We start from the raw sequence: 22,715 nt of genomic DNA on the forward strand, positions 1-22,715 counted from the left end.
CTAGAAGCGCACGCCAGCCTGGAAGCGCAGGTCGGCGGCGCCCGGCGCGCGCAGCGGCGGCTCGTACGCGAGGCGCAGGTAGGAACGCTGCCAGTCGTAGCGCACGGCCAGGCCGAGCCGCTCCTGACCGAGCTGGCGCATCACCTGCATCGACAGCGCGTCGCCCGAAGCGAAACGGTAGCCGCCGCCGAGGCTCAAGGTGCCGTTGTCCAGGCTGCGGCCGATGCCGGCCCGCGCAAACCACTTCTCGCCCGCTTCCAGCGACAGGCCGCTGCCCACCGACGAACCCGAGGACGCGACGCGCACGGACCCGAAGGACGCCACGGGGAAACGCGGCGAGAGCTCGGAATCGCTGAGCGTAGGGGCAGGCAGGAGCCAGCTGGGGGCGGTCAGCGCGTAGTCCGGGGCCACCAGCTGCGCGGCGACGGGCGCGGCCAGCGCACCCAGCACCACGCCTCCCGCGAAGGCACGGAAGACGGTGGCGATGGGGCGCAAGGTGCGGCGCATGGAAACAATGTAGACCTCCGCCGCGGCACGTGCACAGTGACAGATTTCCTATGTGGTGCTCGCGCGACGAGCGGCCGCCGAACGGCGCTACACGGGCTGCAGCGCGTGGTGCGGAAGCTGTGGGAGCTGCACAACGATCGCGTCGCCCGCGCGCACCTCGCCGCCGCGGCGAACGATGGCCATCACGCCCGCCTTGCGCACAAGCTGGCCGTTGGCGTCACGATCGAGCACCTTGGCGGTCAATCCCGGCTGGAACCGGTCGATCTGGCTGCATGGATTGCGCAGGCCCGTGATCTCGACCTCCGCCTGTGCACCAAGACGAAGCACGGTACCGGCAGGCAGCGCGAGCAGGTCGACGCCGCGGGTCGTCACGTTTTCGCCCAGGTCGCCGGCGAACACGGCGTGCCCTTCGTCCAGCAGCGTGTCGAACAGCTCGGACTGCAGCAGGTGCACCTGCCGCAGGTTCGCCGCCGCGGGGTCGCGCCTCACGCGCGAGCGGTGCTTCACCGTGCTGCCGGCGTGGGCGTCGCCTTGCACGCCGAGGCCCTCGACCAGCGTGATGCAGTCTTCGGCGAACTTGCTGAAGCTGTGGCTGCTGCTGCGATGGACGGCGAGGACCTGCGCGCTCATCCGGCGCGCACGGCGTCGGCGAGGCGCTCGGCGCTGCGACGGGCGACCTGTTCGTCGCTTGCCTCCACCATCACGCGCAGCACGGGCTCGGTGCCGCTGGCGCGAATGAGGACGCGGCCGGAGCCGTTCAGCTCCTTCTGCAAGCGGTCGCACTCCGACGAGAGCTTCTCGTTCTTCTTCCAGTCCTGCCCGGGCTGCAGGCGCACGTTGATGAGCGTTTGCGGAAAGAGCGTCACGCCTTCGAGCAGCTGTGCGATCGACTTGCCGCTGCGCGCGCAGGCCTTGAGCACCTGCAGCGCGCTGATCAGGCCGTCGCCGGTGGTGTGCTTGTCCAGCGCCAGCAGGTGGCCCGAGCCTTCGCCGCCCAGAAGCCAGCCGCGCTTCTCCAGTTCCTCCAGCACGTAGCGGTCACCGACCTTGGCCCGCACGAACTCCACGTCCCTGGCTTTCAGCGCGAGCTCGACGGCCATGTTCGTCATGAGGGTGCCGACGGCACCGGGCACGCGCTGCCCCTCCGCGATGCGGTCGAGGACCATCAGGTACAGCAGCTCGTCACCGTTGAACAGGCGGCCGTCCGCATCCACCATCTGCAGCCGGTCGGCATCGCCGTCGAGGGCGACACCGAAGTCGGCCTGGTTCGCGCGGACGGAATTCACCAGCGCCTCGGGATGCGTGGCGCCCACCTTGTCGTTGATGTTCAGGCCGTCGGGCGAGCAGCCCATGCAGAACACCTCGGCCCCGAGCTCATGGAACACCTTGGGCGCGATGTGGTACGCCGCACCGTGCGCCGCGTCCACGGCGATCTTCATGCCCTTGAGGGTGAGGTCGTGCGCGAAGGTGCTCTTGGCGAACTCGATGTAGCGCCCGGCGGCGTCCTCGAGCCGGCGCGTCTTGCCCAGGCTCGCCGAGTCGGCCCATTGCGGCGGCTCCAGCAGGGCTGCTTCGACCGCGGACTCCCACTCGTCCGGCAGCTTGGTGCCTTGCGCGCTGAAGAACTTGATGCCGTTGTCCGGATACGGATTGTGGCTCGCGCTGATCACCACGCCGAGGCTGGCGCGCTGGGCCTTCGTGAGGTAGGCCACGCCCGGTGTCGGCAAGGGGCCCAGCAGGACCACGTCCACTCCCGCGGAGTTGAAGCCGGACTCCAGCGCGCTTTCCAGCATGTAGCCGGAGATGCGCGTGTCCTTGCCGATCAGCACCGTCGGGCGTTCCTCCTTGTGCTTGAGGACACGGCCCACCGCGTGCGCGAGGCGCAGCACGAAGTCGGGGGTGATGGGCGGCTCGCCGACGGTGCCGCGGATGCCGTCCGTGCCGAAATAGGTCCTGCTCATGTCTTGCTTCCTGCCTGGCCACCGAGGGCCGATTGGGCGGCGCCCCAGATCTTCAGCGCCGCCACAGTTTCCTGGACGTCGTGCACGCGCACGATCGCCGCTCCCCTGTCCACCGCCAGCAGCGCCGCGGCGACGCTGGGCACCAGACGATCCTGCACCTGGGCACCAGTGACGCTGCCCAGCGATGACTTGCGCGACCACCCCGCCAGCAGCGGGTAGCCCTCGTGCAGCAGTTCGCGTTGGCGGGCCAGAAGTGCGAAGTTCTGCTCCACCGTCTTGCCGAAGCCGATGCCCGGGTCCCAGCTGATGCGGCTGACAGACACGCCGCGCGCGCGCAGCGCATCGCTGCGTTCGCGCAGGAAGGCCAGCACCTGCGGCACGGCGTCGCCCTGCATGGGCGTGCGCTGCATGGTCCGCGGCTCGCCGTGCATGTGCATCAGGCAGACCCCGCACGATGCGTGAGCCGCCACCACATCCTCGGCGCCCGGCTGGCGCAGTGCCCAGATGTCGTTGACGATGTCGACGCCCAGGTCCAGGGCCTCGCGCATGATTTCCGGCTTGTAGGTGTCGACGGAGATGGGCACGCCGAAGCGCACCGCCTCGCGCACCACCGGCATGACGCGCGCGCGCTCCTCGTCGAGAGGCACCGGCGCGACGCCGGGGCGGGTGGATTCGCCGCCGATGTCCAGGATGTCGGCACCCTCGCGCACCAGTTGCTCGCAGTGCTCCAGGGCCGTGCGCGTGCTGACGAAGCGCCCGCCGTCCGAGAAGGAGTCGGGCGTGACGTTGACGATCCCCATCACGCGCGGCCGGTCGAGCGCGATTGCGAAACGGGAGGTCTGCCACTGCATGTGCATGGGCTGGATTGTCCCTCAGCGGACCCACGAAAAAGGGGCCGCGCAGGCCCCTTCTTCTTGTTTACGCGGGATTACGCCGCGTTCGGCGCCGGGTCCGCGCCCACCGTGGGGCCGCCCGTGCCACCCGAGGTGGGCGTGCGCGGCGTGAAGTCCTTGGGCGGACGCGGCTCCTTGCCGGCCATGATGTCGTCGATCTGCTCGGCGTCGATGGTTTCCCACTCGAGGAGCGCCTTGGCCATCCTGTGCATCTTGTCGCTGTTGTCCTCGATGAGCTTGCGCGCGAGCGAGTACTGCTCGTCGATGATGCGGCGCACTTCCAGGTCGACCTTCTGCATGGTCTGCTCGGAGATGTTGGTCGTCTTGGTCACCGAACGGCCCAGGAAGACCTCACCCTCGTTCTCGGCGTAGACCATCGGGCCCAGGGCGTCGGACATGCCGTAGCGCATCACCATGTCGCGTGCAAGGTGGGTCGCTCGCTCGAAGTCGTTGCTCGCGCCGGTGGTCATCTGGTTCATGAACACCTCTTCCGCGATCCGGCCGCCGAACAGCATGCTGATCTGGTTGAGCATGTACTCGCGATCGTAACTGTAGCGATCCTTCTCCGGCAGGCTCATGGTCACGCCCAGGGCGCGGCCGCGCGGGATGATGGTGACCTTGTGCACCGGGTCGCACTTGGGCAGCAGCTTGCCGATGATGGCGTGGCCGGACTCGTGGTACGCGGTATTGCGGCGCTCCTCCTCCGGCATGACCATGGACTTGCGCTCCGGGCCCATGATGATCTTGTCCTTGGCCTTCTCGAAGTCCTGCATCTCCACCACGCGCGCATTGCGGCGGGCGGCCATCAGGGCGGCCTCGTTGCACAGGTTGGCCAGGTCGGCGCCGGACATGCCGGGGGTGCCTCGCGCGATGATCTCGGCCTTCACATCCTGGCCGATCGGGATCTTGCGCATGTGCACGTTCAGGATCTGCTCGCGGCCGCGGATGTCCGGCAGCGTGACGTAGACCTGGCGGTCGAAACGGCCGGGGCGCAGCAAGGCAGCGTCCAGGATGTCCGGGCGGTTGGTCGCGGCGACCACGATCACGCCCAGGTTGGTCTCGAACCCGTCCATCTCCACCAGCATCTGGTTGAGGGTCTGCTCGCGTTCGTCGTTGCCGCCGCCGAGACCGGCGCCGCGCTGGCGTCCGACCGCGTCGATCTCATCGATGAAGATGATGCAGGGAGCGTTCTTCTTGGCGTTCTCGAACATGTCGCGCACGCGGGCCGCGCCCACGCCGACGAACATCTCCACGAAGTCGGAACCCGAGATCGAGAAGAACGGCACCTTCGCCTCGCCGGCGATGCCCTTGGCCAGCAGCGTCTTGCCGGTGCCCGGAGGGCCGACGAGCAGCAGGCCACGCGGGATGCGACCGCCCAGCTTCTGGAATTTCTGCGGGTCCTTCAGGAAGTCGACGACCTCCTTGACCTCTTCCTTGGCCTCGTCGCAGCCCGCGACGTCGGCGAAAGTGATCTGGTTGCTGCTCTCGTCCAGCATGCGCGCCTTGGACTTGCCGAAGCTGAACGCGCCGCCCTTGCCGCCGCCCTGCATCTGGCGCATAAAGTAGATCCAGACGCCGATGAGCAGAAGCATCGGGCCCCAGCTCACCAGCAGCGTCATGAGGAGCGAACCCTCCTCGCGCGGCTTGACGTCGAACTTGACGTTGTTGTTGATCAGGTCACCGACCAAGCCACGATCGAGGTAGGTGGCGGTGGTGCGCACCTTGCGGTCATCCGTGGTGATGGCGACGATCTCTGTTCCGCCCTGCCCCTCCTGGATGACCGCGTTCTTGATCTGCTTGTTGCGGACCTGCTCGAGGAAGTCCGAGTAGCCGACGACGGAGGCGCCGGCGGCACCGCGCGTGTCGAACTGCTTGAAAACGGTGAATAGCACCAGTGCGATCACCAGCCAGACGGCGATCTTCGAAAACCACTGATTGTTCAAACTGAGTCTCCGGGGACAGGATGGCCCTTGCTTGGGCCACTTGCCGCTCATTCTAGGGGTTTCAAGAAGGCGCCCGGTCTATTTTCTTTGCCCGCTCCATAGGACGCCCCCTCACACGCCCGCCCGCCGAATGCCGCCCCGGACGAGCGTGAATATGCATTCGTTCACGTGGCCGTAGGAGTTGCAACCAGTGTTTGCATTACGCCATTGGCTTTCCCCGGTGAGCACTGCTGCGCCATTCGCATGAGGCCGCAGCAACGTTTTCCGCGTTTCGATTACAACCAGAAGCCTCTCTGGGCATTCCTTCACATCCTGCACGCACAAATTGGGCCTTTGGTACTAGTTACTATGTGTAATAGTAGTTGTGATTACGTTTTGAAATGAGCACCAAAGGATACAAAGCATGCGAACGCAGCTGCTTCGGTAAACTTTCGATTCCAAGGTGGAATAGCGCCACGTACAAATTTATAACGGCCGAACCGATGGGGGTCGGTATCGCTCGAACAGTTCGGCTACCTTGAGAAAGCCGACGGGAGGTTCGAACCAGTAACCTGAATTACAACCAGGGCGAGCCTCGGCTTGACCCATGGAGGAGGTTATGCGAACCCGCTCCCTCGGCGAGGTGATTGCGCCACCCCGGCGTGACAGCCGGCGCGACGGCGTGAGCCGTGCGTTCCGCGTCAGCCCCTGCATTCACGGATCCTACACCCTTGCGGCGCAAGATCGCCTGGACGGCGTTGCCCATCAGGGCACCCGATGCTCCCGTCCGCACTCCCGCGGTCGACTTGCACATTTCACCGCCTGCACAACCCAGTGCTCCCCGCGCATCCGCGCCGGCGCCTGGCCGACCGCAGTCACCGAGCGGCGACTGCGATGACCCTTCCGCGCTCCCTTGTGATCTGACGCTGCCCAGCTGACTGCTGGCCTGCTGAGTGCCTGCCCATCCGGGAGGCAGGGACTCGCTTTTGCCTTCGAAACGTGCATCCGCCGAACGTCCGCCGTTCGGCCTCCCCTAGGAGAAACGACATGGTCACCTTCATCCGCAGCGACCTGGAATTCATCCTCCAGCAGATCCTGATCTCGGAGCGGCAAGCCAACGGTGAATCGCTGCTGGACATCCTGCCGAATGTGGACGTGCCCTGGGGGCTGCGCACGGTCGACGGCTCCCTGAACAACCTCGTCACGGGCCAGTCGGAATTCGGTGCGGCCGACAACACTTTCCCGCGTCTGGGGACGCAGACCTTTTCTGCGGCGGAGTTCGGTACGTCGTACGCACAGACGGCCGGCCTGGTCATCGACTCGCAGCCGCGGGTGATCTCCAATCTGATCGTCGACGCGACGGCAAACAATCCGGCCGCCGCTGCCGCGGCGGCAGAGTCCGGCGGAGGGCTGGTGACCAGCCCCGGCCTGGACGGCGTGTTCGGCACCGCGGACGACACCCAGGTGTTCTTTATGCCCAACCTGTCGCCCGACGTGGGCCTATCCGCGCCGACGAACGAGTGGTTCACCTTCTTCGGGCAGTTCTTCGACCACGGCCTGGACCTCGTCACCAAGGGTGGCTTCGGCACGGTGTTCATCCCGCTGAAGCCGGACGATCCGCTGTTCAACGCCGGCGCCGACGGCATTGCCAACACGGCCGACGACGGCCCGAACTTCATGCTGGAGACCCGGGCGACCATCGTCGTCGGGCCTGGCGCGGACGGCGTCCTGGGCACGGCGGACGACACCCGCGAGAACCAGAACACCACCTCGCCCTTCGTCGACCAGAACCAGACCTACACCTCGCATCCCTCGCACCAGGTCTTCCTGCGCGCATATGCGCTCGGCACGGACGGCCAGCCGCACGCCACGGGCAAGCTGATCGAGAACACCGGCCTGGGGGCGGACGGCCGCTTCGGAACGGCCGACGACGTCCACATCGGCGGCATGGCCACCTGGGCGACGGTCAAGGCGCAGGCGCACGACCTCCTCGGCATCAACCTCACTGACAAGGATTTCGACAACGTCCCGCTGCTCGCGACCGACGCCTACGGCAACTTCAGCAAGGGAGCGCACGGCCTGCCGCAAGTCGTGATGATCACCGCGGGACTCGATGGCGTGTTCGGAACGGCCGACGACGGATCGATTCTGGTCGAAGGGAACCGGTCCGCGCCGATAGACCTCACGCACGCCGTGCGCACCGGACACCAATTCCTGATCGACGTCGCACATAACGCGGTGCCGGTAATGGATGCGGCGGGCAACCTTCTGCCCGACGCGGACCAAATCGCAGGCAATCCGCAGCCCTCCGATGGACTGGGCAACAACCTCACCTACGACGACGAGTTGCTCAACGCCCACTACATCGCGGGCGACGGCCGGGTCAACGAGAACATCGGCCTGACCGCCGTGCACTCAATCTTCCATTCGGAGCACAACCGGCTGGTAGACCACACGAAGAGCGTGGTCCTGGCGTCCCATGACATCGCCTTCCTCAACGAGTGGCTGCGCGCGCCAGTCACCGCGCTGCCAACGACGCAGGCGCAGATTGATGCCCTGCAATGGAACGGCGAGCGGCTCTTCCAGACAGCGAAGTTCGGCACCGAAATGCAGTACCAGCACCTCGTGTTCGAGGAGTTCGCACGCACGCTGGTGCCCTCCATCGACGAGTTCCTGGCGCCCAACGGCTACGACACCACGGTAGACCCGGCTATCTTCTCCGAGTTTGCCAACGCGGTGTATCGCCTCGGCCACTCCATGCTGACGGAAACGGTCGACCGCTTCGACCCGAACTTCAACGTCGTGAATTCGGACCCGGCGAATCCCTTCGACCAGCAGCTCGGCCTGATCAAGGCCTTCCTCAATCCGCTCGAGTTCGCCGCAAGCGGTCCGACGCCGGCTGAGGCCACCGGCGCCATCGTGCGCGGCCTCACGCGCGAGGTCAGCAACGAGATCGATGAGTTCGTGACGGAGGCGTTGCGCAACAACCTCCTCGGCACGCCGCTGGACCTCGCTGCGCTCAACATCGCCCGGGGTCGCGATACCGGCCTGCCCTCGCTCAACGCGCTGCGTGCGCAGGTCCACAACTACACCTCGCCGGACACCGCGGGTGGCGACACCGCGCTGACACCGTACGTCAGCTGGGCTGACTATGCGGAGCACATGCAGCATCCCGAGTCGTTGATCAATTTCATTGCAGCTTACGGCACGCACCCGCTGGTCACGGCGGCCACGACGGTAGATGACAAGCGCGCGGCAGCTGCCCTGATCGTCCTCGGTGGCGCCGGGGCGCCGGGCGACCGGCTTGATTTCCTGCACAGCACCGGTGATTGGGCGAACAACTCCCTGATCCACACTGTCAAGGACGCGGACGGCGTCACGACCACCGGCTTGGGCAGCGTCGATCTCTGGGTGGGCGGACTCGCGGAAGAGATACAGCCGTTCGGCAGCATGCTGGGCTCGACCTTCCAGTTCGTGTTCGAAACCCAGCTCGAGAACCTGCAGAACGGCGACCGCTTCTACTACCTCGCGCGCACCGCGGGCATGAACTTCGGCACCGAGCTCGAGAACAACTCGTTCGCGAAGCTCGTGATGGCGAACACGGACGTCACCCACCTGCCGGCGGAGATCTTCTCGACCCCCGGGTGGATCCTCGAGACGGACGCAAGCAAGCAGTTCACCGGCCTCGGCGCGGATGGCCGCGCGGACCCGACGTACGCCGATGACCCGCCGGCTGGGGGGCAGTCTGCGGTGCTCGCCAGCCTCAACAAGCCGGCGATCATTGATGGCGTCGAAGTCGTGCCACTGGTCATCCGCGACAACCCGGACACCGCCGGCCCGGATACCAACTACCTGCACTACACCGGCAACAGCCCGGTGGTGCTGGGCGGCACCGCCGGCGACGACATCCTGATCGCCGGCGCGTCCGACCAGGACACGGTGTACGGCGACGCCGGCAATGACCGCATCGACGGCGGCGCCGGCGACGACCACCTGTTCGGCGGCGCGGGCGACGACATCATCACCAGTGGCGGCGGCACCGACATCATCGACGGAGGCGACGGCAACGACGTCATCACGGACGGCCATTCGAACCTGCCGGTGGACGTCCCCAACATCCTGCTGGGCGGCGCCGGCAAGGACTTCTTTGCCATGACCGACGACATCAGCGTGGTGTTCGGCGGCACGGGCGACGACTTCATCCTGGCCGGGATGTCGCCGAGGTTCGGACAGGGCGCGCGCAACAACCTGCCCGAGACCGGCAACGAGGGCGACGACTGGATCGAGGAAGGCACCCAGGACGGCGCGCCCGGCGACAACATGAATCCCTTCCTGCTCGACGACGTCGCCGGCAACGACATCTTCGTCGGCGGCGGCGGCTTCGACGAGATGATCGGCGAAGGCGGGGACGACATCTTCGTCGGCAGCGACGGCCAGGACAAGATGGACGGCATGTCCGGCTTCGACTGGACCACCTACAAGAACGACAAGTTCGGCGTCACCGTCGACATGCGGCTGCCGATCTTCGCTCCGGCGCACGCTGCCACGGCGGTCGATCTCGCGGTGGGCGCGGTCCAGCCCGTGGGACAGTCCCCCGATTCGATCCTCGACCGCTTTGCCGAAGTGGAAGGCCTGTCGGGCTCGAAGTACGCCGACATCCTGTACGGCGACGACCAGACCGCGGCCGTCATCGCGAACATCACGGCCCAGGGCAGCATCCTCACCAACATCTCGCTGATCAACGGCCTGCAGGACTTCCTCGGTGCCGGTGTCACGTCGTTCGGCGCCGGCAACATCATCCTCGGTGGCGGCGGCAGCGACCTCATCTGGGGCAATGGCGGCGACGACCTCATCGACGGGGACAAGTGGCTCAATGTGCGCGTCAGCGTGCGCGCGAACGTCGACGGCACGGGGGCGGAGATCGCCAGCTTCGACAGCCTGCGGCCGCTGGTGCCGCTGATGCTCAATGGCACCTACAACCCCGGCCAGCTCGTGGCCGTCCGGGAGATCCTGGACAGCGACAACGCCTTCGATACGGCGAACTACCGCGGCAACTTCGCTGACTACGTAATCACGATCAACGACAACGGGACGCCGACCGACATCAGCGACGACGTGGTCACCGTCCGGGACATCCGGGCCAACCCGGTCGACGGCACGGACCGCCTCACGCACATCGAGCGCATCCAGTTCGCGGACACCTCGCTCGTCCTCGATCCTTCGCTCAACGCCGACCCGGAGGGCTTGCTGCAGGTCCTCGATGCCACCTCGGGACTGCCGGATACGACGCCCACCGAAGGCCAGACGCTCAGGGTTTCCATCGCCGGCGTGACCGACGCGGACAACGCAGGCGGCACCATCCACAACGCCACCTTCATCTGGCAGAACGAGGTGCAACCCGGCGTGTTCCAGGACATCGTCCTGAAGCCGGGCCGCATCGGCGTCGGCTTCCCGAATGCCGACGGCGGGACCTTCACGGTCGATCCAGCCCTCGGTGTCGCGGGACAGGCACTGCGCGTCCGCGCCGTCTACGAGGACGAGCACGGCGTGACGGAGCAGGTCTTCTCGGCCCCGACCGGGCCGATCATCGCGGCGCCGGTCGCACCCGTGGCTCCCGCTGCCTTCACCGACCACACCCAGGTCGCGTCCGGTGGCGTGGGGGTGCATTTCATCCGCAGCGACCTCAACTTCATCCTCGACCAGATCCACATCGCGGAGCGCCATGCCGCCGGCGAGGACCTGGTCAGCATGCTGCCCAACGTGCGAGTGCCGTTCGGGCTGCGCACGGTCGACGGGTCGGAGAACAACCTGATCAACTTCGGGGCGAGCGACCAGACCGCGTTCGGCTCCGCCGACCAGAGCTTCCCGCGCCTCACCAACCCGATGTTCCGCCCGGCCGACGCGGGCACGTCGTACCAGCAGACCAGTGGCACGGTGATCGACTCGCAACTGCGCACCATCTCCAACCTGGTTGTCGACCAGACGGCCGACAACCCGGCCGCCTACGCTACCGCCTACGACCCGGGCCTGGACGGCATCCTGAACTACGGTGCGCCAGGCAATGACGATGTCCTGAAGGACGGCGTCCACATCGTCGCCAGTCCCGGCCTGGACGGCCAGTTCGGGACCACCGACGACAGGCAGGTGTTCCAGTTCGACAACGTGACGTCCAACGCCGGGATGGACGACCCGTTCGACGCCTGGTTCACCTTCTTCGGGCAGTTCTTCGACCACGGCCTCGATCTCGTCACCAAGGGGGGCAACGGCATCGTCTTCGTCCCCCTGAAGGACGACGATCCGCTCGTTGCCGGAGCCGACGGCGTGTTCGGCACGGCTGACGACCTGCCGGCGCAGCTCCGCTTCATGGTGGAGACCCGCGCCACCATGCAGCCCGGGCCCGATGGCGTCCTCGGCACCGCGGACGACGTCCACCAGAACGAGAACACCACGACGCCCTTCGTCGACCAGAACCAGACCTACACCTCGACTCCGTCGCACCAGGTGTTCCTGCGGGCCTATGCGATCGGCGCGGACGGCCAGCCGCATGCCACCGGCAAGCTGATCGAGAACCGCGACCTCGGTGCCGACCACAGCTTCGGTACCGCCGACGACCATCCCATCGGCGGCATGGCCACGTGGGCGGTGGTGAAGGCCCAGGCGCACGACCTCCTCGGCATCAACCTCACCGACAAGGACTTCGACAACGTCCCGCTGCTGGCCACGGACCCGTACGGCAATTTCATCCGCGGATCGCACGGGATGCCGCAGGTCGTGATGCAGACGGCGGGCGCGGACGGGATCTTCGGAAACACCGACGACGGCACGATCCTGGTCGAAGGCAACCGCGCCGCGCCCATCGATCTCACGCATGCAGTGCGCACCGCACACCAGTTCCTGATCGACGTCGCGCACAACGCCGTTCCGGTGATCGATGCGGCCGGCATTCTCCATCCCGATGCCGACACCGACACGGGCAATGCGCAGCCCGTCGATGCCCGGGGCAACAACCTCACGTACGACGACGAACTGCTCAACGCGCACTACATTGCCGGCGACGGCCGCGTGAACGAGAACATCGGCCTCACCGCGGTGCACTCGATCTTCCACAGCGAGCACAACCGCCTCGTGGACCAGGTGAAGAACACCATCCTCGTGGCCGAGGGCGACACGCCGGGATACATCAACGACTGGGTGATGCCCGGCTTCCACTACACGCCCGGGATGACGGTGGACCAGATCGACTGGAACGGCGAGCGCCTGTTCCAGGTGGCGAAGTTCGGCACCGAGATGCAGTACCAGCACCTCGTGTTCGAGGAGTTCGCCCGCACCGTGCAGCCGCTGGTGGACCCGTTCTTCGCGCCCACCCAGGTCTACGACACCAACATCAATCCCGCCATCGTCGCGGAGTTCGCGCACACGGTGTACCGGTTCGGGCACTCGATGCTGACCGAGACGGTGGACCGCTACGACGCGAACTTCAACATCGTCGGCGACCCGAATTCGACCACCCCGGACCACCAGCTTGGTCTCATCGCCGCGTTCCTGAACCCGCTGGCCTTCGTCGGCAGCGGCGCGACGCCGACCCAGGCGACGGGCGCCATCGTGCGCGGCGTCACCCGCACGGTGGGCAACGACATCGACGAGTTCGTCACGGACGCACTGCGCAACAACCTGCTCGGCACGCCGCTCGACCTCGCCGTGCTCAACCTCGCGCGCGGCCGCGACACGGGCATCCCCAGCTTCAACGAGGCACGCCGGGAGTTCTACACGGACACGAGCGACAGCGAGCTCAAGCCGTACACGAGCTGGGCCGACTTCGTGCAGCACATCAAGCATCCGGAGTCGCTCGTCAATTTCATCGCGGCCTACGGGACGCACTCCACCATCACCAGCGCCACCACGATCGACGGCAAACGTGCGGCCGCGGCTGCGATCGTCCTGGGCGGCACCGGTGCCCCGGCCGACCGCTTCGATTTCCTCAACGGCACCGGCGCGTGGGCGAACAACAGCGGACTGCATCCCAAGGACGTCGACGGCGTCACCACCACCGGCCTGGGCAACATCGACTTCTGGATCGGCGGCCTGGCGGAGGAGGTCACGCCCTTCGGCGGCAAGCTGGGATCGACGTTCAACTTCGTGTTCGAGAACCAGATGGAGAAGCTGCAGGACGCCGACCGCTTCTATTATCTCGAGCGCACGGCGGGGATGAACTTCAACACCGAACTGGAGAACAACACGTTCTCCAAGCTGGTGATGGCGAACACCGACGCCACGCACCTGAGCGCGCTGATCTTCCGCACCCCGGAGTTCACGCTCGAAGTCGACCTGACGAAGCAGTTCAATGCCGACGTCATGCTGCCCGGCCTGGACGGGATCCTGGGAACGGCGGACGACGTGTCCGCGCCCAGGGCCGATCCCGTCACGACCGGCCCCTTCGCCGAGATCCTGCCGCTCGTTCTGCGCGACGACCCCAACACCGCGGTGGTCGAGCAGCATTACCTGAAGTTCATCGGGAACGGCAGCGTCGACACGGCGCCGTCGTCCATCGTCTACGGCGGCACGCCGGACAGCGACACGATCATCGCGGGCAACGGCGACGACACGCTGTGGGGCGACGCCGGCAATGACCGGCTCGAGGGCGGCTTCGGCAACGACCAGATCGACGGCGGCAGCGGCGACGACATCATCACCGATGCCGGCGGCGACGACGTGATCCACGGCGAGGACGGGCACGACGTGATCCAGGCCGGCAACGGACTCAACCTGATCCTCGGCGGCTACGGCCAGGACTTCATCGTCACGGGCGAAGATGCCTCGGAAGCGATCGGCGGCCCCGGCAGCGACTTCATCTTCGGCAGCAAGGCGAACGAGTTTTCGTTCGGCAACGAAGGCGACGACTGGATCGAGCGCGGCACCACCGATGGCGCGGCAGGCGACAACTTCGATCCGTTCGGCAACGAGCCGGTCAAGGGCAACGACGTGTTCCTCGGCGACGGCGGCCCCGACAACGTCGACGGTGAAGGCGGCGACGACGTCTACATCGCCACGCCCAGCGAGGCGGACCGGTTCATCGGCTTCGGCGGCTTCGACTGGGCCACCTACAAGAACGACCCGGTGGGTGTCACGGTCAGCCTGGACTCCAACGAGCGCTTCTTCGACCAGCCCATCGTGCCGGGCTCGCCTTCGTCGATCCTGACCCGCCTGGACCTCGTGGAAGGCCTCTCGGGCTCGTCGCACGACGACTTCCTGCTCGGTGACAACGCCGACGCGACGCTCATCGCGGGCGCGGGCGCCGACGCGAACGGGAGCATCCTGCTCAATCCCGGGCTGATCAACGGGCTGCAGAGCTTCCTCAACGATTTCAAGGGAACGGCTGCGGTGCCGGTGGTGACGCGCTTCGGCGACGGCAACATCATCTTCGGCGGCGAGGGTAGCGACATCATCTTCGGCCGCGGCGGCGACGACCTGATCGACGGCGACGCGTGGCTGAACGTGCGCATCAGCGTTCACAAGTTCTTCGACGCTAGTGGTCCGAGCGGACCGGAGATCGCCAGCTACGACAGCATGGTGCCGCTGATCCCGCTCATGCTCAACGGGACCTACAACCCCGGGCAGCTGCAGATCGTGCGCGAAATCCTGTACTCCCCGCAGCACGACTTCGACACGGCGATGTTCCAGGGCCCGCTGGCGAACTACAGCTTCACGGTCAACGGCGTCGCAGCGACGGTCGCCGACGTGATCGCGGCCAACGCCAACGCCATCATCACGGTGACGGACAACGTCGTCGCCGGGGTTAAGGGCGACGGCACGGACACCCTGCGGCACATCGAGCGGCTGATGTTCGCCGACCAGTCCATTGTGCTGGACGGCGGGAACAACGCGCCGACGGGGTCTCTCGTGATCTCTGACCTCACGCCGACGGAAGGCGAGTTGCTGCGGGTGTCGATGGCGGGCGTCAGGGACACCGACAACGTAACGGCCACCAATCCGACCGGTGCGATCACGGGCCCGGTGTCCTACTTCTGGCAGGTGGAGCAGCGGGCGGGCTCGGGGATCTTCATCGACCTGACGCGCTTCGCCGCCGGCCAGGTGTCGCGGCAGGAAGGCGTTACCTTCACGCCGTCGGAACCTTATGTTGGAGGGGTGCCTGTGGCGAGCCTCGTGGGGCTCGAACTGCGCGTGCGCGCCGTGTACCAGGACGGCCATGGCGTGCTCGAGCAGGTGTTCTCGGACGCGACGGCGCCGGTCGCGAACGTCAATAATCCGGCCACGGGCGCACCGTCGATCAGCGACATCACACCGACCGAGGGTGCTCCATTGACGGCGTCGACCATCGGCATTGCGGATCCTGACGGCCTCACGACCGCGGTGTTCACCTTCCAGTGGCAGCAGAGTGCCCTGGGCGGCGGCACCTTCACCGACATCGTGGGAGGCGTCGGCGAGACCTTCATTCCCACGCAGGACCAGGTCAATCGGCAACTGCGGGTAGTCACCACGTTCACCGATGACCACGGGACGACGGAGACGCTGACCTCCGGGCCGACGATCGTCACCGGCGACCTGATTCCGCCGAATGCCGCGGCCCAGACCCTGACCGGCACCGAAGGCCAGGACAACATCTTCGGTGGCGGCGGAGCGGACATCATCAGCGCGCTGGGCGAGAACGACATCATCGACGGCGGCGCGGGCGCCGACACGATCAACGCCGGCGCCGGCAACGACACGATCAACCAGATCGTAGGCGAGGGCGGCGGCACGGTCGACGGCGGCGCCGGCGTGGATGTCCTGCATGTCAGCCAGGGGCCGACGATCACCACCCTGCCGGTCGTCCTGGTCGGAGGCGTTCTCACCCGCGTGGACAACACGGTCCTGACCAACGTCGAGACGATCAAGGTCGACCTCGGTGGCGGCATGCTGTCGTACTCCACGACGGCCGAATCCGTGACGGCGGACCTGGCCGCAGGCACCATCCAGGGGTTCACCGGCGTTCCCGGCGTCTCCATCAGCGGGATTGGCGGCGTCATTGGCGGAGCTGCTGCCGACACGCTCCGCGGCAGCGCAGGCAGTGACACCCTGGAGGGCGGCCTCGGCAACGACATCATCGACGCACGCGGCGGTGACGACGTCATCAACTACACCGTTGGCCAGGGCGCCGACACGATCGATGGCGGTACGGGTGTGGACGTGTTCAATGCGCTGGGGACGGCAGGCGCCAACACGCTGACCGCGTTCTGGAACGGAACGTCGCTCACGAGCGTTGCCGGCATGACCCCCGCAAACGTCGAAGCCTATACGGCGAACCTGGGTGGCGGCGTGGACATCCTGACCTATGCCGGCTCCACCGCGCCCATCACGGTGGACCTGGGCGCGGGCACCGCCTCCGGGTTCACGTCAATCTCGGGCATCGAGAACGTGACGGGCACCAGCGGCAACGATACCTTCATCAGCGCCGTCGGCGTCGTCAACAGTTTCACCGGGGGGGCGGGCAACGACACTTACACCGTCCATGAAAGCACCGACCGGGTGGTGGAACTGGCGGGTGGCGGGACGGACGAGGTGCGCTCCGTGGCCAACACCTACTCGATCCTGAACAGCGGCGCAGAGATTCTGACCTTCGTTGGGACGGGCAACTTCACCGGGACAGGCAGCGTCGTCGCGGACGTGATCACCGGCGGCATCGGCAACGACGTGCTGGCGGGCCTGGGCGGCAACGACACGATCAACGCCGGTGCGGGCAACGACACGATGAACTACACGATAGGCGATGGTGCGGACATCGTGAACGCCGGTGCGGGCACCGACACGATGAACATCGTCGGGACGACGGCTGGGGACGTGCTGACGGTCGTGATCTCCGGTGGCGTACTCACGACCGTGCAGGGCAGCACCCTGAACAGCGTCGAGAACGTGACGGCCAACCTGCTGGGCGGAACCGACACGCTGACCTACGCCGGGGCGACGGAGAACCTGTCGGTGAATCTGGGCACCGCCACCGCTTCGGGCTTCACCTCCGTCCTCGGCATTGAAAACGTGGCGACCGGCAGCGGCAACGACACACTCACCAGCGCGCTCGGCGTGGTGAACAACCTCACCGGCGGGGCTGGCAACGATACCTACGTCGTGCATGAATCGACGGACACGGTCGTGGAATTGGCCGGTGGCGGTCTCGACGAAGTGCGTTCGCTCGCCGCGGCCTACACCATCACCAGCATCAATATCGAGAACCTGACGTACATCGGCACGGCCGCCTTCACGGGAACCGGCAATGCGGCTGCCAACGTCATAACCGGGGGCACCGGCGCCGACGTGCTGTCCGGACTCGGTGGCAACGACACCATGGTCGGTGGCCTCGGCAACGACCAGGTCGACGCCGGCGCCGGCAACGACACCATCGTCTATCGGATCGGCGACGGTGCGGACACCATCGTCGGCGGTGCCGACAGCGACACGCTGAACATCAGTGCGACGGCTGCGGCCAACACGCTGGCGGTGGCCATCGCCGCCGGCGTGCTTACCGGGATCGCGGGCGGGACCTTGACCGGCGTAGAGATCATCCGCGCCGACCTGGGCGACGGCGTCGACACCCTCACCTACGCGGGGGCGACCGAGGCGGTCACGGTGAACCTGGCGGCGGGCACCGCCTCGGGCTTCACCTCCATCACCGGCGTCGAGAACGTCACCGGCGGCAGCGGGAACGACACCTTCACCAGCGCGCTGGGCGTGGTCAACACCTTTGTCGGCGGCTTGGGTGACGACACCTACACCGTGCATGAGGCAACCGACCGCGTGGTGGAATTGGCGGCCGGCGGGAACGACGAGGTGCGCTCGATCGGCAACAGCTATTCGCTACTGAACACCGGTGCGGAGCGCCTGACCTTCATCGGCGCGGGCGACTTCACCGGCACCGGCAGCGTCGCAGCCGACGTGATCACCGGCGGCGGCGGAAATGACGTGCTGGCCGGCCTGGGCGGCAACGACACGGTCAATGCCGGCGGCGGCAACGACACCATCAACTACACGATCGGCGACGGCGCCGACACGGTCAACGGCGGCGTCGGGACCGACACGATGAACATCACCGGAACGGCCGCCGGGGACGTGCTGACGGCGGTCATCTCCGGCGGCGTGCTGACTACCGTGCAGGGCAACGCCCTGACCAGCGTCGAATCGGTAACGGCGAACCTGCTGGGGGGCACCGACACCCTGACGTATGCCGGGGCGACGGAAAACGTCACGGTGAACCTGGACGCCGGAACGGCAACGGGCTTCACCTCCATCGCCGGCATCGAGAACGTGGTGGCCGGCAGCGGCAACGACACGCTGACCAGTGCGCTCGGCGTGGTGAACACCCTCACCGGCGGGGCCGGCAACGACACCTACTTCGTGCATGAAAGCACCGACACCGTGGTCGAAGCGGCCGCCGGCGGTACCGACGAAGTGCGTTCGTTCGCAGCGTCCTTCACCATCACCAACGTCAACATCGAGAACCTGACGTTCATCGGCACCGGCCCCGTGAGCTTCAGCGGCACGGGCAACGCCTCGAACAACGTCATCACCGGCGGCAGTGGTGCCGACGTGCTGTCCGGCCTCGGTGGCAACGACACCCTGCTGGGCGGCGGCGGCAACGACACGCTCCTCGGCGGCTCGGGCAACGACGTGTTCATGTTCGCGCCGAACTTCGGCCAGGACACGATCACGGACTTCGACGGCGACGTCGCGGGCGGTCAGGACCTCATGAACGTCATCGGGGTCGGCATCACGACCTCCGACTTCGCCACGCGCGTGGCGATCGCCGTGAGCGATGTGGACGGCATCGGTCTGCTCGACACCGTGGTGACCATCGACGGGACCGACCACATCACGCTGCTCGGCGTGAATGGCATCGGCGCCAACGCCGTTACCCAGGCCGACTTCCTCCTGGCCTGACGCAACCAGGCGACTCCATGGGACTGCACTGCGCAGCCCCGTGGAGGTCGCCGGCCCCATCCCAACCCGACGGAGAACTGAAATGAACATGCAAGCAACCCAACCCGAACCGACGGCAATGGAAGCCGGCAAGGGGCCGGAGCCGAAGCCGGCGGACCAGAAGCCCACCCACCGCGCCGTCTCGGACCCTCGCGAAGTCGCCAGCATCGTCATGGCGCGCATGAACCTGGTCAACGCGAAGAAGGACGAACTGGCCGTGGCGATCCACGGGCTGGTGGACATCACGCAGCAGCTCACGCGCACCTACGCGGAGCAGTTGCTCGCCATCGAGCAACTGCGCAGACGCGTCAAGGCGCTGGAAGCTGCCGCCGCGTCCGCTGCGTCCGAGGCGCCTTCCACAGTGCAGTAAGCGGCGAGACGAACAGCCCATCGACACAACGAGCGAAGACCATGAACAACCTCTTGTCGAACCTCCGACCGTTGATGGGCGCCATCGCGGCGTTTTCCTTCGTCATCAACCTGCTGTACCTCGTTCCGGCGTTCTTCACGCTGCAGGTGTACGACCGGGTGATCTCGGCGAACAGCCGCGAGACCCTGATCGTGCTGCTGGCGGGCACGGGGATCGTCCTGCTGATCCTCATGATGCTGGACTACGTTCGCACCCGGCTGCAGAACGTGCTGGGCAACATGCTGGACGAACGGCTGTCACCCCCCGTCGTGAACGCCATCGTGTCGAGGGCTGCCCGGCAGGGCTCGAGCGCAAGGACCGAGGGGATCAAGGACGTGGCCGCGCTGCGGGCCCTGTTCTCGTCGCAAGGGCTCATCGCGCTGTTCGATGCGCCCTGGGTCGTGGTGTATGTGGCGGTGATCTGGATGTTCCATCCCTTGCTTGGCCTCGGCGCCGCGGGGGCCGCGCTCCTGATGCTTGCTCTTGCCTGGCTCAACGACCGCATCAGTCGTCGCACGCTGGAAGACCTGCAAAAGCAGGGACGCCGATCCTCGCAGTACGTGGAGAGCTCCTTGCGCAACGCAGAAGTGCTGCAGGCCCTGGGCATGACCCAGCGCCTCCTCACCCGCTGGCGCGCGCTGCAGAACCATATCGCCGGCAGGCAGACCAGCGCGAGCCGCAGCACCATCGCCTTCTCCGTCGCGACGAAGGTGGTGCGCCAAGCCATCCAGATCCTGATGCTGGCCTTGGGTGCGTACCTGGTGCTGGGACATCAAGCCTCCGGCGGCATCATGATCGCGACCAGCATCCTCCTCGGGCGAGCCGTCCAACCGGTGGAACAGCTCGTGGGCACCTGGCGCGTTCTGATCGAGGCACGGGCCGCTTTCGGACGACTGCAGGAACTCGCCAACGACTTCGAAGGCAACGAGCCGCGCCTCACCCTGCCCCGTCCCGAGGGACGCCTGAGCGCGGAAGGCGTGTCGTATCGCCTGCCTGGCAGCGAGACGCAGGTTCTTGCGAACATCAGCTTCGTCCTCACGCCCGGTGAAGCGCTCGCGATCGTCGGCCCGAGCGCCGCGGGCAAGTCCACGCTCGCGCGGCTGCTGACCGGAGTGTGGGCGCCCAGCTCCGGGCGAGTGCGCCTGGACGGCGCCGAAATGTCCACCTGGCCGCGCCAGGACCTCGGCCCCCACATCGGTTACGTGCCGCAGGACGTGGAGCTTTTCGACGGCACCGTCGCCGACAACATCGCGCGCCTGGACAAGGTCGACTCCGAAGCAGTCGTGGCTGCGGCAACACGCGCAAACGCACACGAGATGATCCTCACCCTGCCCCGGGGTTACGACACTCCCATCGGGGAGCACGGCTCCCGGCTGTCACCCGGCCAGCGCCAGCGGGTTGCCCTGGCACGCGCGCTCTATGGCGATCCGCAGTTGGTGGTTCTCGACGAACCCAACTCCAATCTCGACGGCGCCGGCGAAGTCGCACTCGCCCAGGCGATGAGCGCCCTGCGCAGCGCCGGCGTGACGACCGTCGTCGTCACCCATCGTCCGTCACTCATCGCCCACGTGGACAAGATCATGACGCTCGCAAGCGGGCGTATCCAGCAGTTCGGGCCGCCCGCCGAAGTGATGAAGGAGATGCAGCGCCAGGCCCAGGCCCTCATGGACCGCAAGGCGGCCTGACGGTCGAACGCGAGGACGAACGAAATGACCACCGATGCACTTCACTTGCGAACCTTGGCTCGCACCAGCGAGGACCATGCCCGACGGCTGGTGCGCGCGGGCAGCTGGATCATCCTGGGGGCCGTCGTGCCGATCACGTTGTGGATGACGTTCGCACCGCTCGCCATGGCAGTCATGGCGCCCGCCGTCGTGAAGGTGGACCTCAATCGCCGGCCCGTCCAGCATCTGGAAGGGGGTACGGTGCGTGAGGTGCTGGTGCGCGACGGGCAGAAGGTGAAGGCCGGCGATCCCGTGCTGGTGCTCGGGGACGTGCGCGTCGACGCCGACCGCAATCGCCTCGACTACCGCGTCCAGATCGAACGCGCGACCGTCGTCCGCCTCGAAGCCGAACAGGCCTTGGCGGCCGCGCCGCAGTTCCCCGCCGACCTCCTGCAGGCAGCGAAGGATGACAGACGCATCGAACAGTCGTTGTCCAAGGAGACTGCGCTCTTTCGCGCGCAACGCCACGCCCTGGACAGCGGCACGGCACTCCTGCGTGCCCAGCGGGAGCGGGTCGAGAGCGAAATTTCCGCGGTGCGCGCGCAGATCGTGCAGGCGGAGAAGTCCCTGGAGTTGCAGCGAAGCGACCTCGAGGCCAACCGGCGGCTCATCGACCAGGGGTTCATCTCCTCCAGCCGGGTCGCGCAGCTCGAAGCCGTCGTGATGGACTACGGCGCCAAGCTGGAGGAACGCCGCACCGAGCTCGCGCGCGCGCAACAGCGCCTGTTGGACATCGACCTGAAGATCCAATCCATCCGCAACGAGTACATCAAAGGGGCCAGCGACCAGCTCAAGGCGACGGTGCAGCGCCTCTCTGAAGTCGAACAGGAGCAGCGCAAGTCTTCGGATGCCGCAACGCGCCAGGTCGTGCTCGCGCCCGCGACGGGCGAAATCATCGACCTCAAGGTCACTGCGCCGGGCGCGGTGGTCAAGCCAGGGGACACCATCGCGGACATCGTCCCGAGCGAGAGCGCGCTCATGCTCGAAGCGCGCATCCGTCCCGAAGACATCGCCAACGTCCATCTGGGGCAGGCGGCACGGGTGAAGTTCACCGCCTTCAAGTACCGCAACACGCTGATGATCGACGGCAAGGTCACCTATGTCTCGGGCGACCGCCTCGTCGACCGCCAGAACGGCGAACCCTACTACAGCGCGCTGATCCTCGCGGATGCGAACTCGCTCGCGTCCATCGAGGATTTCAAGCTCCAGGCAGGCATGTCCGCAGAGGTCTACATCGAAGGATCGAAGCAGACGGCGCTGCAGTACCTGGTCGAGCCCGTCACGACCACCCTGCGCAGGGCAGGACGGCAGATGTGACGGCATTGCGGCATCTT

Annotated in this window: 9 protein-coding genes; 4 read left to right on the forward strand and 5 right to left on the reverse strand. The window is 66.6% G+C overall.

Features of this window, described 5'->3' with window-relative positions; translation table 11 throughout:
- The 5 genes from AC3EGR_RS10660 to ftsH all read right to left on the reverse strand — a co-directional run bounded on the left by AC3EGR_RS10660 (position 1) and on the right by ftsH (position 5,304).
- Positions 1–507, reverse strand: a complete 507-nt coding sequence (locus AC3EGR_RS10660; protein WP_488546449.1) for a hypothetical protein — start codon at positions 505–507, stop codon at positions 1–3.
- An 87-nt stretch (positions 508–594) separates the two neighbouring features.
- Complete coding sequence (locus AC3EGR_RS10665) at positions 595–1,137, reverse strand: MOSC domain-containing protein (protein ID WP_488546450.1); 543 nt, start codon at positions 1,135–1,137, stop codon at positions 595–597.
- On the reverse strand, positions 1,134–2,468 hold the full coding sequence (glmM, locus tag AC3EGR_RS10670; protein WP_488546451.1) for a phosphoglucosamine mutase: 1,335 nt from the start codon (positions 2,466–2,468) through the stop codon (positions 1,134–1,136). The genes AC3EGR_RS10665 and glmM overlap by 4 nt, the downstream gene beginning before the upstream one ends.
- Positions 2,465–3,319 (reverse strand): dihydropteroate synthase, encoded by an 855-nt coding sequence (gene folP, locus AC3EGR_RS10675; RefSeq protein WP_488546509.1) that lies wholly within the window; start codon positions 3,317–3,319, stop codon positions 2,465–2,467. Before folP ends, glmM begins: the two co-directional genes overlap by 4 nt.
- Before the next feature lie 77 nt (positions 3,320–3,396).
- Entirely contained in the window at positions 3,397–5,304 is a 1,908-nt protein-coding gene (gene ftsH, locus AC3EGR_RS10680) for an ATP-dependent zinc metalloprotease FtsH (protein WP_488546452.1), read from the reverse strand.
- A gap of 1,026 nt (positions 5,305–6,330) precedes the next feature.
- On the opposite strand from ftsH, the gene AC3EGR_RS10685 reads away from it, so the two are divergent.
- The 4 genes from AC3EGR_RS10685 (at position 6,331) to AC3EGR_RS10700 (ending at position 22,698) form a co-directional block, all read left to right on the forward strand.
- Complete coding sequence (locus AC3EGR_RS10685) at positions 6,331–19,209, forward strand: peroxidase family protein (protein WP_488546453.1); 12,879 nt, start codon at positions 6,331–6,333, stop codon at positions 19,207–19,209.
- A gap of 82 nt (positions 19,210–19,291) precedes the next feature.
- Complete coding sequence (locus tag AC3EGR_RS10690) at positions 19,292–19,618, forward strand: hypothetical protein (protein WP_488546454.1); 327 nt, start codon at positions 19,292–19,294, stop codon at positions 19,616–19,618.
- 41 nt (positions 19,619–19,659) lie between these two features.
- Positions 19,660–21,342, forward strand: coding sequence for a type I secretion system permease/ATPase (locus tag AC3EGR_RS10695; RefSeq protein ID WP_488546455.1), 1,683 nt, complete (start codon positions 19,660–19,662; stop codon positions 21,340–21,342).
- A 24-nt stretch (positions 21,343–21,366) separates the two neighbouring features.
- Positions 21,367–22,698 carry an HlyD family type I secretion periplasmic adaptor subunit gene (locus AC3EGR_RS10700; protein WP_488546456.1) on the forward strand — a complete coding sequence of 444 codons (1,332 nt, stop codon included), beginning with the start codon at positions 21,367–21,369 and terminating at the stop codon, positions 22,696–22,698.
- The last annotated feature ends 17 nt before the right edge of the window (positions 22,699–22,715 follow it).

The sequence above is a fragment of the Ramlibacter sp. G4-7 genome (assembly GCF_057784995.1).